Raw genomic sequence first — 15,202 nt, 5'->3', positions numbered from 1 at the left:
TTAGCACTGCCGTGTCTGTTTGACCGTTTATCTCGCAGAATTTTCAACAAAAATATCGAAATCGCTGACTTTTCAACAGAAAAAGGAGCTGCCCCAAAACTTTCGTTTTGCAACAGCCCCTTCTTTTTTTGGTCTTAGTTTCGGCAGTACGGCAATTATTCCCAACCATGAATTAGTTACGATTATGATACAATGGTTGAAACTGGAATCCTGTGTATGGTATACTTAATTGCAGATTAATCCGGGAGGGAAAAAAGGATGAAGTTACGACATTTGGCCGTTTCCGTCCTAATATGCGCAGTATTGCTGTCAGGGTGCGGAAGTAAGCAGACCATGGCGCCGGTTGCCTCCGCCTCGCCGTCTTCGACGACTGTTCATCAGGAGAGCTCCGGGCTCGTTTCCTCAGAAAGCGCGTCCTCGCCGGCCGTCACCAAATCAGTCAAGGAATCTTCAAGCGATTCCTCCGCGGTTTTAAGCCGGACGGCTTCTTCCGTTGCCTATACCCCACCGGTTTTGAACAGCGTCGCGGAAAGCGCGGAGGCAGACCCATCCTTTTTGGATCATGCGGTTTTTGTCGGAGACTCCGTCACACTGAAGCTGAAAAACTATGTTTTGAAAAAGAGAAAATCCGACGCGGGATTTTTCGGCACCGCCGCTTTTCTCGCCGCGGGCAGCATGGGCAGCGGAAACGCCCTGCAGCCGCTCGGCAAAGATTCCATCCATCCCTATTATAACGGCGAAAAATCGCTGTTGGAAGACAGCGCCGCAAAAATGGGAGCGGATAAAGTCTACCTGATGCTCGGCATCAACGACGTGGCTCCCTACGGTGTGGAGAGCGCGGCTGAAAATCTTGAAACGCTGACAAAACGATTCTGTGATAAAATCCCCGGTGTAAAAATCTATATTCAGTCCGCGACACCGATGCTTGCGGACAAGCAGAAGAAAACGCTGAACAATCCGAACCTGGAACGTTACAACAAACTGGTCTCCGAAATCTGTGAAAAGGACGGATGGTATTTTCTGGACATCGCCTCCGTTATGAGGGACGATACCGGCGCGTTGAAACGGAATTACTGCAGCGACCCGGATGATCTAGGGCTGCATTTCACAGACACGGCCTGCGAGGTCTGGATTCATTATATTTTGACACATACCGGAGGTTGAACCGCATGAAACGGACTTTTCTTTTCCTCCTGACGCTTGCCGCGGCCCTGTTTCTTTGGACCGGGTGCTCCAAAGCGGCCGCAAAAGAAGCGGACCTGACCATGGTAATGGAAAACATGAAGCAAAAAATTACAAACACTCAGATGATGGATCTTTCTTCCGAAGACCTGATGCCGAATTACGGCATCGACCCCAATGACGTGAAGCAGTTTGCGGCTTATGTGGACTCCACCGGAACCAAAGGCGATGAAATCCTGCTTTTTGAAGCTTCCGACGACAGCGCCGCCGGAAAGATTGAAGAAAAACTGAACGACCGCTATCATCAGAAGGAAATCGAAATGAAGGACTATCTGCCGGAGGAATACGCGATGCTGGAAAAATGCAAAGTGGAACGCGACGGTAATTTCGCGGCACTGATCGTATCCCCCCAGTACGAAGACCTGGAACAGATTTATCATAATTCGCTCAAATAAATCATAAGATCAACCGTAACGCCGAGGGACAAATTCCCCCGGCGTTTTTTGTGCCAAGGCCGAACCAGCCATGCCTGAAATTCAGGGCGCCGATTCGCTTCTCCCCTCGCGATATATCTGAAAGAAAAGAAAAGGCGCGCACAGAAACAGCGAAAAAACATAGCGGAATTCGCAGTAGGTCGGAGCCGCCAGCATGGTAGTCAGCCACAATCCAATGACGGGCGCCATCGAAAGCAATCGGCCGTACCGCCGCTTCAACAGCGCGTAAATTGCCAGAAACGCCGTCATCCAGACGGCCGCACCGATGTTATTGCCCATTCCCGTCGGCGCAAAATGCTCCAGGAACGCGGACCACTTTTCGAGATAGGGTTTCGAATTGATTCCGGTCAACGTTCCAAACAGATTATAGGGAACCACTCCGTAGGTATCGTCCCCCCACGAAGCCACGCCGGTCGCGGTAACCCAGTTTCCGGTCCCGACGTGCCAATACCCAAGGGTAAGCATCATGTGGGCAATCAGGCATTCCTTGGGATTCTTCACAAACAAATCCGCCCAGACTTTCAGAAACTCCGCTTTATTCCGCGCCAGATAAGTATAGTCAAATTTATGATTGAACTTAATCCGGTCCACGGTAAACGGATCATAGGTTTCCTTGATCGTTTTGATCGGCAGCACCCGATTCAGAAAATTTCTGTCCTCTTCCGACATTTTTCCGTCCTTTGCGGCAACGCGAGCCATTTGCTGAAGCGGAACGCCGACGGATTCGTCAAAGCGGTTTTTCGGAATTCCGGCCAGCCGGTAAACCGGGCCCTGAATCACCGCGGCGGCGGCCAAAACCGCAAGCAGAACGGGCGCAGCTTTTCTGATGTGAACCCGGCAAAAAAAGGCCAGCCACAAAAACGAAAACGCCAGAACATAGACACCGTTATTCCGAAGGAACGCAACGGCAAATGAAGTCAGCGCCAGATGCGCGATTCCGCCGACCGACCGCAAATTTGCGCCCCGGGTCGCCGCCGTATCGGCAAGGAGAAGCGTCAGCAAAAGCATCGCGCCGCCGAAGAGCACGTCTTTCCACATGGTAACCGCATACTTTCCGTAAATGGGGTTTAAGGCAAAAAAGAGCGCGGTTCCCCAAAGATACGGCAGTGGGCATCCGCGCATGCGGCACCAGTACAGCGCGTACCCCAGCACGGACGCCATCAGCAGAAGCTGTGTGAAAGAATAGAGCGCGACGCCTCGATTCATGCTGCCAAGCAAATTTCCCGCCAAATAAAAGATTCTCAGAAAAAGCTGGTAAACGACCGGCTGCTGGTTGTTGACCGGCGCCCACCCAGCGGCCCGAACCAGGCAGGCAAAGGAATCCCCCGTCATCAGTCCGGGATAATAAGTCAGAAAATACGGAAGCCAGCACGCGGCAAAAACCGAGGCCCACAGCGCCCAGGAAAAGAAACGGCTGCGCGGGCTTTCGGGTAACGCGCGGCGGGACTTTGGAAACGGATGGCGCTCCGACAGGCGGAACAGGGCAAGAGTCGCCGCCCAAAGCAGGAGCGCAAGGCCTGCAAACGGCAGAACGTCCTCCCTTCCGACCCCGGCGAAAGAAGGCGGTTGAATGGTGATCCGTTGCCCGACCAAGAACATGGCCGACATCGCCGCCCCGAAAACTCCGGAAGAAAGCAGCGTCCTGCGGTTCCCGTAACCCGCGGTATATCTAATACAGGCGGCAGCTCCCGCCGCGGCGAGCAGCCACGGCAGCCAATGCCGGTACCAGATGTTGAACACGCCGAAGGCCAGAGAAGTCAGAACAGCTCCCGCCGCGGCGCAAAACCAGATTTGACTTTTCAGTCGGTCAAGCCGGCGCATTCTTTTCCCCCTTCCGTATTCCGTCCATCCTCATCCGTTACAGCATTCCCGCCCCGAAAGCATTAACTCTCTTCCGATAAAATGAATTTCTCAATGGCCGATGCCACGCCGTCTTCTTCATTTGTGCCGGTTACATAATCGGCGTCCCGGAAAAGATCCGGTTCCGCGTTCCCCATCGCAACGCCCAGTCCCGCAAACTCCAGCATGCTCCTGTCGTTGTCGCCGTCCCCGAACGCCGCGACACGCTTTCGGTCGACCCCCAGGGTTTCACAGAGGTGCCGCAGGCCGTCGCCTTTGCTTGCCGAGCGATCATTGATCTCAAGATTGATCGTCCCGGAGGAGGTGACGGAATACGGACCCATTGCCAGAATTTCGCGGCGCAGACGGCCCCGCTCCGAGGCGGGGACATAAGGAAGATTGACCTTCTCCAGAGGGATTCCGTTCCGCTCCAAAAAACCCGGAAGGTCGCTGACAAAAGTCTGGGAAGCGTCGATATAGCGAAAAAACTCCTCCGGCAATCCAGCCTTGCGCAAAGGCGGCAGTTCTCCTTCGTTTGCATAGGAAACGCCGCCGCAGTATGCTTCCATAAAATAACCGTGGGACACAAAAAAGCGGACGATCCGCAGGGAGGCTTCCATCGTCATGGGATGGGAGTACAGCACGGACCGATCCGTCAAATCAACGACGCTTGCTCCGTTGGAGGTCAGCAGGTAGCGCACGCCCGGCAGGCGCAGCATCTCTTCCGGCACCGTCTTGGCGACCCGCCCCGTCGCGGGTACGATTTGAATCCCGCGGGCCGCCGCCTTTCCCAACGCTTCCATGGTTCGTTTCGATACGGTTTTATCGTCCTTTAAAACCGTGCCGTCCATATCGAGGGCGATCAACTGAAAATTCATGAAGGATTCCTTTCCTGATTTCCCGCCATCCTTCGGGCAAACGCCTCCAGCTTCTCTTTGGAAAGAGTTACATAATCCGTTTTCCCATCGGTGATTTTTCCCGCGCCTTTTGATTTCGAAATGCCGTTTAACAATATTTTTGATGCGTTTCGTTCCAAAAAATTCATTTTGGTAAAGTAAATGGCGCCGCCCGGCGTGCAGAAAGCGGTCAGCCGCCCAACAATTTCGGATGGAAATCCGTTTTCAAGGAACTGCCGGATTTCGTCCCGCTCCTCCGTAAGGCAGGTCAGGTAAATGCCAATCGGCTTTTGCAGGAGAATGCCAAGGTATTTTTTGCAAAAATCCTTTACTTCCTTTTGGATTTGCCCGCCGTAGACGGAGCTGCCCAGAATCACGGCATCAAAGCCGGCCGGATTCGCATCGCCCTTTTTCAGGTCGACGACATCGGTGTCCCCCAGAATTCCCGCAAGAAAACGGGCGCACTCGGCAGCCGATCCGTGCGTGCTGGAATATGCGATTAACGTTTTCATTCTAATCACGCCTTAAATTAAATATTCATAAAATTGGCAATGATAATACAGCGCAAGACTGGATACGCTAGTGACGGCAGAGAAAATATCATTTTGATTTTCAAAACATGCTTTATGCGTGGATATTTTTCCTGTTAGGGCGGGCTGAAAGCCCGCCCGGTCTTTTTATTTTGATTGTATCGCCTGAAAAGGACGCTGTCAAGGAGCATTCCCGGACAACATACGTTTACAGACTTTGCACACCGTGCTATACTGTTACGCAGTAGTTTTGAAATGCGAGGTCTGATCATTGAAAAAAGGTTATATTTACATCATCTTTGCAACATTCCTTTTCAGCACTATGGAAATCGCCTTAAAACTGAGCGCCGGAAGCTTCAACGCCATTCAGCTCACGTTTCTCCGCTTCCTGATCGGTTCCCTGATTCTGATGCCGCTGGCAGTGAAACAACTCCGGCGAAAGAATTTTTCTCCGCGTTTGGGCGATCTTGCATTTTTCGCGCTGACCGGGCTGATCTGTGTGAACGTCAGCATGATTCTGTACCAGATGGCTGTTCTGTATTCGCCGGCTTCCACCGTCGCCGTCCTGTTCAGCTGCAATTCCGTTTTTCTGGTTCTATTCGCGTTTTTCATGCTGGATGAAAAAATACGGCTCAATACAGCGGTCTCGATCGTTCTAAGCCTGTTCGGGATGGCGGTCATGATCAATCCGTTCCATTTTGCGGGCAGCGCGGCGGGAACCGTTCTTTCTCTGGCCGCCGCCGTGACCTTTGCCCTTTACAATGCGGTCGGCCGCACCCGGAGCGGCCGTTACGGCGGAGTGGCAATGACCTGCTTCAGCTTTCTGTTCGGGTGTGCCGAAATGCTGATTTTGATTCTTCTGGGTCATCTGCGTCCTGTCGCCGGCCTGCTGCGCGGCGCGGGCCTGGCACAGTTCGCGGAGGTTCCGATTTTTTCCGGTATCGGTCCGGGCGCTCTTCCCAGCCTTGTTTATGTGGGCGTATTTGTGACCGGCTGCGGCTTCGCCTTTTATTTTCTCGCGATTGAAACCGCCGGCGCGGCGAAAGCAGCCCTGGTTTTTTTCTGTAAGCCCGTGCTGGCCCCCCTGCTTTCCCTCGCGATCCTTGGGGAAGCAATTACGCCGTCAATGGCCGTTGGAATCGCGCTGATTGTCATCGGATCGTTTCTCACTTTCCTGCCGGAGCCTTCGTTTGGAAAACAGGCGGTTGCGGCGAGGACGTTGCCAACCGCCCCCCAGGAAGATGAGGATTGACCGTATTCTCACCGCGCGGCCTAAAAGGCTGTCCCTTTGGGGGACGGCTTTTTTTCCGGTCCGTTTTCATTCAGCTATAAATTTCTCACGGAATTTTCATGTTAAATTCGAAGAAAGACGAAATTTTGTAACATTTGATTTATAATTACATGGTTAAATAGTTCAATAAAGGATATGCTCCTGTAAAATGGAAGCACCGGTTTTGGGAGGCCTCCTTCTTGTCGTTTATATCCGTTTCTTTTCTGTTGTTCTTCCCTGTTGTCACCATTGTCTACTTTGCCCTTCCTCAAAAGCTCCGCTGGTTCTGGCTTTTGATTGCAAGTTATTTTTTTTACATGAGCTGGAGCCCCCAGTACGGCATTCTGCTGGCTGTTTCCACCGTGATTACGTATTTCAGCGGACTTCTGATTGAAAAAGCCGGCGCCCTGCCGGACGCTGCGCAAGCCGTAAAGAGGAAAAAGCTGTGGGTCGCCGTAAGCTTTGTCCTGAACCTCGGGATTCTGGTCGTTTTTAAATATCTGAATTTTTTTGATGAAATCTATACCGACGTTATTTCCTCCATGGGAATGTCCGCAGGAGTGATGAAATTCGATCTTCTGCTGCCGGTCGGCATATCTTTTTATACCTTTCAGGCACTCAGCTACACGGTGGACGTCTACCGGGGAGACCTGAAGCCGGAACGGCATTTCGGGAAATACGCCCTGTTCGTTTCATTCTTTCCCCAGCTTGTCGCCGGGCCGATCGAAAAATCCAAAGACCTTCTGCACCAGTTCAGCGAGATTCACCGGTTTGATTATGACCGTGCCCGCCGGGGCTTTCTCCTGATGCTGTGGGGGTATTTTCAGAAAATGGTCGTTGCCGACCGACTGGGACAGCTGGTTAATACGGTTTACGGCAGTCCCGGAAAATATTCCGGCGCGGAGGTCGCCGTCGCGAGCGTTTTCTTCGCGTTCCAGATTTACTGCGATTTCGGGGGATACTCCAATATTGCGATCGGCGCCGCACAGGTTCTGGGCTTTTCTCTGACGACAAATTTCAGCAGACCGTATTTTTCCCTGTCCATTAAGGAGTTCTGGCGAAGATGGCATATCACCCTCGGGGCCTGGTTCCGGGATTACCTCTACATCCCGCTGGGCGGGAACCGGTGTTCTCTCTTCAGACAATGCCTGAATCTTTTTCTTGTGTTTGCCGTCTGCGGCCTTTGGCACGGCGCGTCTTTCACCTTTGTCATTTGGGGCACACTGCACGGACTCTACCAGATTTTCGGCCTGCTGCTGAAGCCGGCCCGCCGGAAAGCCGCGACAGCCTTGAGAATTGACCCGGATTCCCGCCTGAATCGTTTTCTGCGGGCTTCTTTTACCTTCGTCCTTGTGGATTTCGCCTGGATCTTTTTCCGCGCCGGGACGGTACAGGACGCTTTTACGCTGATCGGCAGCCTGTTTCGCCCAGCGGACCTCTCGGGCGGTGCCCTTTTCCGTCTCGGGCTGACGGCGCCAGAATTTTTCGCCGGAATTCTTGGGATTGCCGTCGTTCTGGCCGTGGATGTGCTGAGCCGGAAAACCGACCTGCGCGCACTCCTGCTTAAAAAAAGGACTGCCGTCCGCTGGACCGCTTATTTTTCGGCTGCTCTGGTTATTTTGATTCTTGGAATTTACGGATCCCAGTACACGGCGCAGCAGTTTATCTATTTCCAATTTTAGAAAGGGACCGATTTTGAAAAAGCTGATTGGCAAAGGAATCCTGTTTCTGACCGTTTTGGCGCTGATCCTCGCCTCCATCTCCAGTGTGTTCATTTACAAGATCGACCACCGCGGCAAACTGCTCGAGGGTCTTTATCATTCGGACGACCCCTACGACGTCGTTTTCATGGGGTCGAGCCATATGAACGGCGGCATCGACCCAAACGTTCTATGGAAGCAGTACGGAATTACAAGCTTCAATTACGCCACCGGAGGCCAGCCGATCGACGTTACCTATTACCTGCTGCAGGAAGTTCTGAAAAAGCATACGCCGTCCGTCGTTGTCGTCGACCTATACTATCTCGGCATGACAACCCCCTACGGTGCGACCGGCTTTATCAGCAACGCGGTTGACAACATGCGTTTTTCCAAAAACAAGCTGGAAGCCATTCAAAACTGTACGCCGCCGGAAGAGTGGATCAACTTTCTACTTCCTGCGCTGAAATACCATTTCCGATGGTCCTCCCTGACCGCGGCCGATTTTACATATGACAGTTCTTCCATCTACTACTTAAAAGGCTTCGACGCCGGCACGCAAAGATATGGAAAAGCGGATGCTTCCTATGCGGCCACGGACAAAAAAGCCGATATTCCCGCAAAGACTCTTTCCTATTTTTATAAATTTATAGAGCTGTCAAAAGAAAAGGGATTTCAGCTGGTCTTCGTCAATATGCCCTGCGATTATACGGAGTCCAACCAGTCCGACGGCTGGGTCAACGACTGTGAAGCAATGTTCAACACAGTTGCGGACCTTTGCCAGCAGGAAAACGTTCCTTTTCTGGATTTTGACGACCGGATGGACGAAGTCGGACTTGATTTCGCACAGGACATGAACAACGCCGGCCACCTTAACGTCTGGGGGGCGTACAAGACCAGTTCCTATTTCGGCAATTATCTCAAACAGAATTACACCCTGCCCGACCGCAGGAGCGACGCGGAATTGGCGGAACGGTGGGATGAGGATTACAGTCACTCCCTTGCGGCCTCCGTTGAAAACGGAACGGCAGGGCAATAAAAAAAGCAGCTTGTATCGAACCATTTTAGATACAAGCTGTTATTTTATTTTTCAATATACTTTCCGTAAAATATTGCGCGGCTAGAACGCACTGATGAGAAGAGCCAGATTTAAAGCCGTCACGATTCCTCCGGTGATCCAGAGCAGGATACGGTCCAAAATAGAATTCGCGTATTTCCCCATCACCCGTTTGGACGAGGTCAGGTAAATCTGCGTGAAAATCGTAATCGGAAGCTGCACGCTCAAAAGCATCTGGGAATAAATCAGCCCCTGAAACGGGGAAGAAATCAGGAACACCACCGCGGCCGCGGGAACCATAGTCAGCAGCACTCCGGCTTTGGAATGGCTGTCCGAAATATCGTACGGCTCCGAAAACATCCCGGCGAAAATGCTTCCTCCCGCCATGCCCGCCGTAATGCTGGAGGAAATTCCGGCAAACAAAAGAGCCAGAGCGAATACGGCGGAGGCCGCATCCCCCAGAAGAGGGCGAAGCATTTCCTGCGCCTGATTAAGCTCGTCCACCTTCTTTGAATGCTGAAAAAAGGCCGCGGCCGCCGTCAGGATCATCGCGCTGTTGATCGCCCAGCCGATCAGCATGGAAAACAGCGTGTCGCCGAATTCATATTTCAGCTGCCTGCGGATGACGGTTTCGTCCTGCAGGTTCCACTGGCGGCTTTGGATCACCTCGGAATGAAGAAACAGGTTGTGCGGCATCACGACCGCACCCAGCACGCTCATAATGACCGGCAGAGCTCCCTTCGGAAAGACCGGGGTAACCCACCCTGCCCCGGCCGCGCCCCAATCGATTTGCACCATATGCAATTCGTAGAGAAAGGCAAGGCCGATCAGAGAAACAAACCCGATAATGATTTTTTCAATTTTCCGGTAGGAATTCGTAACCTGAAGCCAAAGAACAAGCAGGAGGACCAAAACGGTCCCTAATTTTATCGGCAATCCGAACAGCATTTGAAGCGCAATCGCCCCGCCCAGCAGTTCGGCCATTGCCGTAGAAACCGCGGCGCCCATCGCGCTGATCAGAATCACGTTTTTCAGCTTCGGCGGAAGGTATTCCGTCGCGGCCTCCGACAGGCATTTTCCGGTTACAATGCCGAGGTGCGCCGCATTGTGCTGCAGCAGAATCAGCATCAGGGTCGACAGCGTAACCATCCACAGCAGGGCGTATCCGTACCCCGACCCCGCCGCGATATTGGACGCCCAGTTTCCGGGATCGATAAAGCCGACCGTAACAAGCATTCCCGGCCCGATATACCGGATGAAATCGATTGCGGTCAGCCTTGGGCGGTGAATCCCGGAAAACCATTTGGAAAACAGTTCCATGATCTACCTCCTTTGCCCTATGATACACCGTTTTATTTTTTTCCACAAGCGCCGAATGGATACCAACCGACAAGCCGGCGGTACTTCCGCGGCGCCAAAGGCGCGACATTAAAAGGCAAATAGGTTTCTTCCATTGCAGGGCATATTCACCCCCTGCCCCTTCACCCAGGCAAGAACAGAAAACAATCCCAATGCGGAAGGGGAACCGAGGCGGGAGAAGGCTGCGCCCTCCCCTTCCCAAAGTTCCTCCCATTTATGGAAGCTGCTTTTTGCTTTTTCCCTTAGCTTTGCTCCCATCGGCACCGCCGGTGGTTCGTCCACAGCGGGAAACGGCCCCGTCTTTCAAGACGGGGCCGAAGATCTGCCGCGTTCAATGACTCTTGTTCAAACCGACCGCGTTCAGGACGATTGTCCCGATTCCGCAAATGGTAACCACAATTCCGATCACAAGCCCGGATATACTGAGTCCCTTCGACAATGCAATCACCTCTTGTTTATTTTACCGCGGAACAGGCTCCGGCGCAAGACTTTCCGTCAGTTCGTTTTTTTGCCTCCAAGAATCACCACGGAGGACAGGGTTTCTCCATCGGACTGATAGGTTACTTTTCATACGGTACCGTCCTGAATGTCAGACAGCGCCGCCGATGCTCCGCCCGATTCAGTCTGCTGCGATACAGTGTCCCCGGAAGAGGCCGACCGGGAAGCCTGCCCTCCCATCATCTGCTGCGTCGACAAAATACTCTCATCCGAAATCGTAATTGTTTTGGTTTCTCCCGTCAAAGTCAGTAAATCTCTTGCCTCCATTTTCCGGTCTGGAGCCGTTTCCTCCTCCGGAAGGTACACCGAAAGCGGCATTATTACAGCAAGAAACTCCTGCGTGACCGAAATCAGCAGGAGTTTTTTGTTTTCGTAACTTTATGCCAATGCAACGAGTCTGGCACTGACGCCGCCGGCCCTCGCGCCGTTTCTCACCGAGACGGCGGTGCACACGCTTTCGCCCCCCGTAATAGAAAAGGTAACGGTCGCGTTTCCGGCACTCTGGCCGGAAATTCGATAAAGGAACATGCTTCCGCTTTTTCCAACGTACTGAACCGAAACGCCGGACTGATCGGAAGACGCCCAGATTGAATTCGCTTCTACCCCTTTTGTGGTCACACCGATAACATATTTCCCGCCGGGTGCCATGGTATAAGACGAGGTATCGATCGTGATCCCGGAGGAAACCTTGGCAATCACTTTCTGTCCGTCAATCTCAATCGTTACCTGACCTTTGCCCGTTCCGGTAATTGGATAAATCCAGGCCGGATTTCCGCTGCTGTCCTTTACTGCTTTTCCTTCGCCGACGGTTGCGACGGCGGAGTTATAAGACATGGCATGCGGAGCAGCGGATGAGGATATCCGTGCGAGCACCCAATACCGGTCCCCCGTCAGAATGGAAACCGTGGAAGTGTCCAGCGTGCCGTTCCCGGAATCGCTGTTGCCGGGATCGCCGGAGTACCCGGTTGAAAGGACGCAGGAGTCCGACTTGTAATCATTGAGGCGGGTTCCATGCGAGTCCACCAGGTAGGCGATCAGCGTTCCTTTATACATTCCTTTGACCGAAGAAGAAACCGATACTTTACAGGACAGCCCGCCGGAATCTACCGATTTGGAAAACGCGGAGGTATCTCCATACAGTTCCCATACCAGTTTGGTGCCGGTCGCAAACTTGGAAAAGTCCGGCTTCACATGGGCCTTTACGGTCGCGGATTCCCCGGGATTTATCGAAAGGCTCTGGTTGCTGAGCGTAATTCCGTCCGAAACCGCATTGGTCAGCACGAACCTGTCCTCGGGGCCGCTGTCGTCCTTCGCTTCAACGCCGTAGTCATAAAGACGCACGTCGTCGTCGGAGACGGAGTCGCTGTCCGCGTAAAACGCCGTATCCCCTTTGCCGACATGGTCGCTGAAGATCAGCAGCGGTTTGCCCTCGATGGAGTCATGTACGGTCAGCTTTCCCGAATGGAAATACAGGGTGCCGGGCCCCGTCAGCTGATTCAGCTCCAGCGAAGAGCTGGTCGAAAATTCAGCGCCGTCCGTAATATAAAGCTCCCCCGCTTGAATCTTTTCATCCGCCGTTGCATTGGTCTTGTTTTTCACAACGATTTCCTTCATGTTTTCCAGCGGCGGCAGCGTTACCGTATATTGGTTGATACTCAGGGTCGCCGTATCGTCGCCGTCGAATCCTCTGGTTTTCAGTGTGCAATTGTTCAGGTTAAGATTGCTTTCGGCAGTCATCGTCCCTGCGACGTTTATCTTGGCCCCTGAAGATAAGGTGATTTCGTTTGCGTCCAAACTGCCGCCGATCTTTACGGTGCTGCTCAGGGACGCCTCTTCGTCGCAGCGCACGTCATGGCGGATGTTTCCCCCGGAAATCCTCAAATCTCCGCCCGCGTCAACGGATTTCATATCCCCGTCCTTAATCACGGCGGAGCCGTCGCAGGAAACTGAATCCATCACGCCGCCCTGAACCGTGAGCTTCGAGCTGCTTCCGCTTACGGTGATGTCGGCTACTTCGCCGCTTTTCACCGTCAGGCTTCCGTCATAGGTAACGTCTTCCCTTGTTACATCTTCAAAATTGTCCTTGTCCCATGTCTTACCCCAATCGGAAGCGAGGCCCAGATATGTCTTTGTGCCGTGCATATCGATGACTGCCGCCGATGACGACGCCTCCGCAAACGCGGGCGGCAAGGACATGATCAAAAGTGATAACGACAGCAGTGCGGCCGTCCATTTCTTCATCGTCTTCCCCCCTGATGATTTCGGGTCCGGTATATTCTGGAACTATGAATTCCATTTGTCCCCGTTTTCTAAATTATACCTTGGGCGGGAAATGATTTCAAGAAATATGGAAGAAAAGGTGGAACATTTTTCCGAATTTATGCGGTTTTTTTACTCTTTTTGTTTCAAAACAATGAGTGAGCAATTACTTTCTGCCCGGGCGCTGCATCGGCCGCCCAAAACAGCGCAGGTAATTTTCTTCCGCTGCCGCCCAGTTAATCAGACGCATAAATGCGTCCAGATACTCGCCCCTTCGGTTCTGGTATTGAAGATAATAGGCGTGCTCCCACACATCAACCAGCAGCACCGGGCAGAATCCGCGGGGCAGCGGGGTATCCTGATTCAGCGTATTCAAAACTTTCAGCCTCCCCCGGCAGTCCGCCACAAGCCATCCGTAGCCGGAGCCAAACTGGCTTAGCGCACAGGTTTTGAATTTTTGATAGAATTTGTCCATTGAGCCGAATACCGACTGAATGGCGGAGTTAAGTTTCCCCTCGGGTTCCTGATTGCCCGGGCGTTCCATCAAATTAAAGTACAGGTTGTGGTTATAAACGCCGCCCGCATTGTTCCATACCGCCGTCTGTACTTGAAACGGCAGTCGGTAATTTTCGCGGATCAGCCGCTCAAGGGTCCAGTTCTGATAAGCCGGCAGTTTTTCAAGCGCCTGATTCAGGTTGTCTACATATGCTTTGAAATGTTTGTCATGATGAAATTTCAGAGTTTCGGAATCGAGATATGGCTCCAGAGCATTGTACGAATAGGGGAGCGGAGGCAATTCAAACGGATAATGGTTGTTCATGGCAATCGCCCTTTCTTACTGTTCTTGTAAATCTATATTCAATTTTTCATGTGGATAGTCGGAGAAAAAGGCGTTTCTTTGAAATACTGGAAGAATTTGAGGGATTGTCTTTTTCTCAGGTGAGTGTTACGATATGGACAAGAAAAGTTACAAATTTGTAATACTTGACCGCCTTAATTACATATTTGTAACATTTTTAAATTTGTTTTCAAAGGAGTAGTTTATGAAAGGTAGATTATTAGCTCTGCTTTTAAGCCTGATCGTCAGCGGTACAGCCGGCCTTTATGCAAAAAATGCCGCGCAAACATCCGATCAATCAGCACCGGCCGCCAGTTCAGCGGTGACAGCGGTATCCCCGCAGAGCGAAGCAGCTTCTGCGCCCTCCTCTCAGGAATCGTCTGCTGTTCAGTCGGGCAGCACTATCGTTTCCACACAGAATTCTTCCTGCCCGACTTCCTACAGCCCGGCAACCAAAGCGGATACCTCTTCGAAGGCTTCTTCTTCCGCGGCTTCATCCCAGAAAAGCTCGACAGCTTCCGGCAGCACCTGCAACCAGAACACTTATTGCAACACAAACTCCACCTGTGCGTCCACGCAAAGCGGTTGTGTACAGAATTCCTGCGCCCCGGGTACTTACCAGTATTGCACACCGAACTACAACTGCGGTCAGACGGGTACAAACTACAGTAGCTATTTGAACGATGTGATCAGCCGTCTCACCGGCAAAAGCTGCAATCAGACCCCGTCCGGCAGCGCCTCCTCCAAGCCGGCAACGTCCGCTCCTTCCAAGAGCAGTTCTTCCGGCACCCCTGCATCTTCGGGAAGCACGGCAACCGGAACATACGCGGATTTTCAGAATCAGGTATTGCAGCTTGTAAACAAGGAACGCACCAGCCGCGGCCTGAACGCGCTTTCCATGGACAGCGCGCTGAACAAGACCGCCACGCTGAAGTCACAGGATATGGCAAAACTCGGCTATTTTGACCACACCTCTCCCACCTACGGTTCTCCGTTCGATATGATGAAACAGTTTGGAATCAGCTACCGTACCGCGGGTGAAAATATCGCCATGGGACAGACCTCCCCGACGCAGGTCATGAACGGCTGGATGAATTCCGAAGGCCACAGAGCCAACATTCTGAATTCTTCCTTTACAAAGATCGGCATCGGAGTCGCCCAGAACTCAAGCGGCCGCTATTACTGGACCCAGCAGTTTATCGGCTAATCTAATCCGTCACACTTTCAGCCCCCGGCCGCCGCCGGGGGCTTTGCCGAACCTTTGATGCTTTTTTCTTGCCGCG

General features: G+C 52.5%; 13 protein-coding genes. 6 read left to right on the top strand and 7 right to left on the bottom strand.

The features are described from left to right. Positions 1-258 precede the first annotated feature (258 nt). The gene (locus ACLQ3M_RS01640) at positions 259-1,164 is read left to right on the top strand and encodes a GDSL-type esterase/lipase family protein (protein ID WP_411675962.1); all 906 of its coding nucleotides are present in this window, start codon (positions 259-261) and stop codon (positions 1,162-1,164) included. Between the two features lie 5 nt (positions 1,165-1,169). Then, complete coding sequence (locus ACLQ3M_RS01635) at positions 1,170-1,637, top strand: DUF4358 domain-containing protein (RefSeq protein ID WP_411675961.1); 468 nt, start codon at positions 1,170-1,172, stop codon at positions 1,635-1,637. An 81-nt stretch (positions 1,638-1,718) separates the two neighbouring features. Here ACLQ3M_RS01635 and ACLQ3M_RS01630 read toward each other — a convergent pair whose 3' ends face one another. The 3 genes from ACLQ3M_RS01630 to ACLQ3M_RS01620 form a co-directional block, all read right to left on the bottom strand. Beyond that, the gene (locus tag ACLQ3M_RS01630) at positions 1,719-3,497 is read right to left on the bottom strand and encodes a DUF6020 family protein (protein WP_411675960.1); all 1,779 of its coding nucleotides are present in this window, start codon (positions 3,495-3,497) and stop codon (positions 1,719-1,721) included. 62 nt (positions 3,498-3,559) lie between these two features. Further along, complete coding sequence (locus ACLQ3M_RS01625) at positions 3,560-4,393, bottom strand: Cof-type HAD-IIB family hydrolase (RefSeq protein ID WP_411675959.1); 834 nt, start codon at positions 4,391-4,393, stop codon at positions 3,560-3,562. Further along, positions 4,390-4,923, bottom strand: coding sequence for a flavodoxin domain-containing protein (locus ACLQ3M_RS01620; RefSeq protein ID WP_411675958.1), 534 nt, complete (start codon positions 4,921-4,923; stop codon positions 4,390-4,392). The genes ACLQ3M_RS01625 and ACLQ3M_RS01620 overlap by 4 nt, the downstream gene beginning before the upstream one ends. 289 nt (positions 4,924-5,212) lie before the next feature. Here ACLQ3M_RS01620 and ACLQ3M_RS01615 point away from each other — a divergent pair, with 289 nt between their 5' ends. From ACLQ3M_RS01615 to ACLQ3M_RS01605, 3 genes are all read left to right on the top strand, one after another. After that, positions 5,213-6,193 carry a DMT family transporter gene (locus ACLQ3M_RS01615; RefSeq protein ID WP_411675957.1) on the top strand — a complete coding sequence of 327 codons (981 nt, stop codon included), beginning with the start codon at positions 5,213-5,215 and terminating at the stop codon, positions 6,191-6,193. A gap of 218 nt (positions 6,194-6,411) precedes the next feature. Beyond that, on the top strand, positions 6,412-7,893 hold the full coding sequence (locus tag ACLQ3M_RS01610; RefSeq protein WP_411675956.1) for an MBOAT family O-acyltransferase: 1,482 nt from the start codon (positions 6,412-6,414) through the stop codon (positions 7,891-7,893). Positions 7,894-7,906: 13 nt separating this feature from the next. Then, positions 7,907-8,947, top strand: coding sequence for a hypothetical protein (locus ACLQ3M_RS01605; protein WP_411675955.1), 1,041 nt, complete (start codon positions 7,907-7,909; stop codon positions 8,945-8,947). Positions 8,948-9,028: 81 nt separating this feature from the next. Here the strand turns inward: ACLQ3M_RS01605 and ACLQ3M_RS01600 are convergent, their stop codons facing one another. From ACLQ3M_RS01600 to ACLQ3M_RS01585, 4 genes are all read right to left on the bottom strand, one after another. After that, positions 9,029-10,285, bottom strand: a complete 1,257-nt coding sequence (locus ACLQ3M_RS01600; RefSeq protein WP_411675954.1) for an Nramp family divalent metal transporter — start codon at positions 10,283-10,285, stop codon at positions 9,029-9,031. Positions 10,286-10,891: 606 nt separating this feature from the next. Further along, on the bottom strand, positions 10,892-11,140 hold the full coding sequence (locus ACLQ3M_RS01595) for a hypothetical protein (protein ID WP_411675953.1): 249 nt from the start codon (positions 11,138-11,140) through the stop codon (positions 10,892-10,894). Positions 11,141-11,200: 60 nt separating this feature from the next. Further along, positions 11,201-13,063, bottom strand: coding sequence for a hypothetical protein (locus tag ACLQ3M_RS01590; RefSeq protein WP_411675952.1), 1,863 nt, complete (start codon positions 13,061-13,063; stop codon positions 11,201-11,203). A gap of 184 nt (positions 13,064-13,247) precedes the next feature. Beyond that, a complete protein-coding gene (locus ACLQ3M_RS01585) occupies positions 13,248-13,901 on the bottom strand; it encodes a superoxide dismutase (RefSeq protein WP_411675951.1) in 654 nt (217 codons plus the stop codon). Between the two features lie 223 nt (positions 13,902-14,124). Here ACLQ3M_RS01585 and ACLQ3M_RS01580 point away from each other — a divergent pair, with 223 nt between their 5' ends. Continuing rightward, on the top strand, positions 14,125-15,126 hold the full coding sequence (locus ACLQ3M_RS01580) for a CAP domain-containing protein (RefSeq protein WP_411675950.1): 1,002 nt from the start codon (positions 14,125-14,127) through the stop codon (positions 15,124-15,126). The last annotated feature ends 76 nt before the right edge of the window (positions 15,127-15,202 follow it).

Source organism: Caproicibacter sp., assembly GCF_046707225.1.
Taxonomy (GTDB): Bacteria; Bacillota; Clostridia; order Oscillospirales; family Acutalibacteraceae; genus Caproicibacter.
This window is presented reverse-complemented; position numbering and strand designations above follow the sequence as displayed.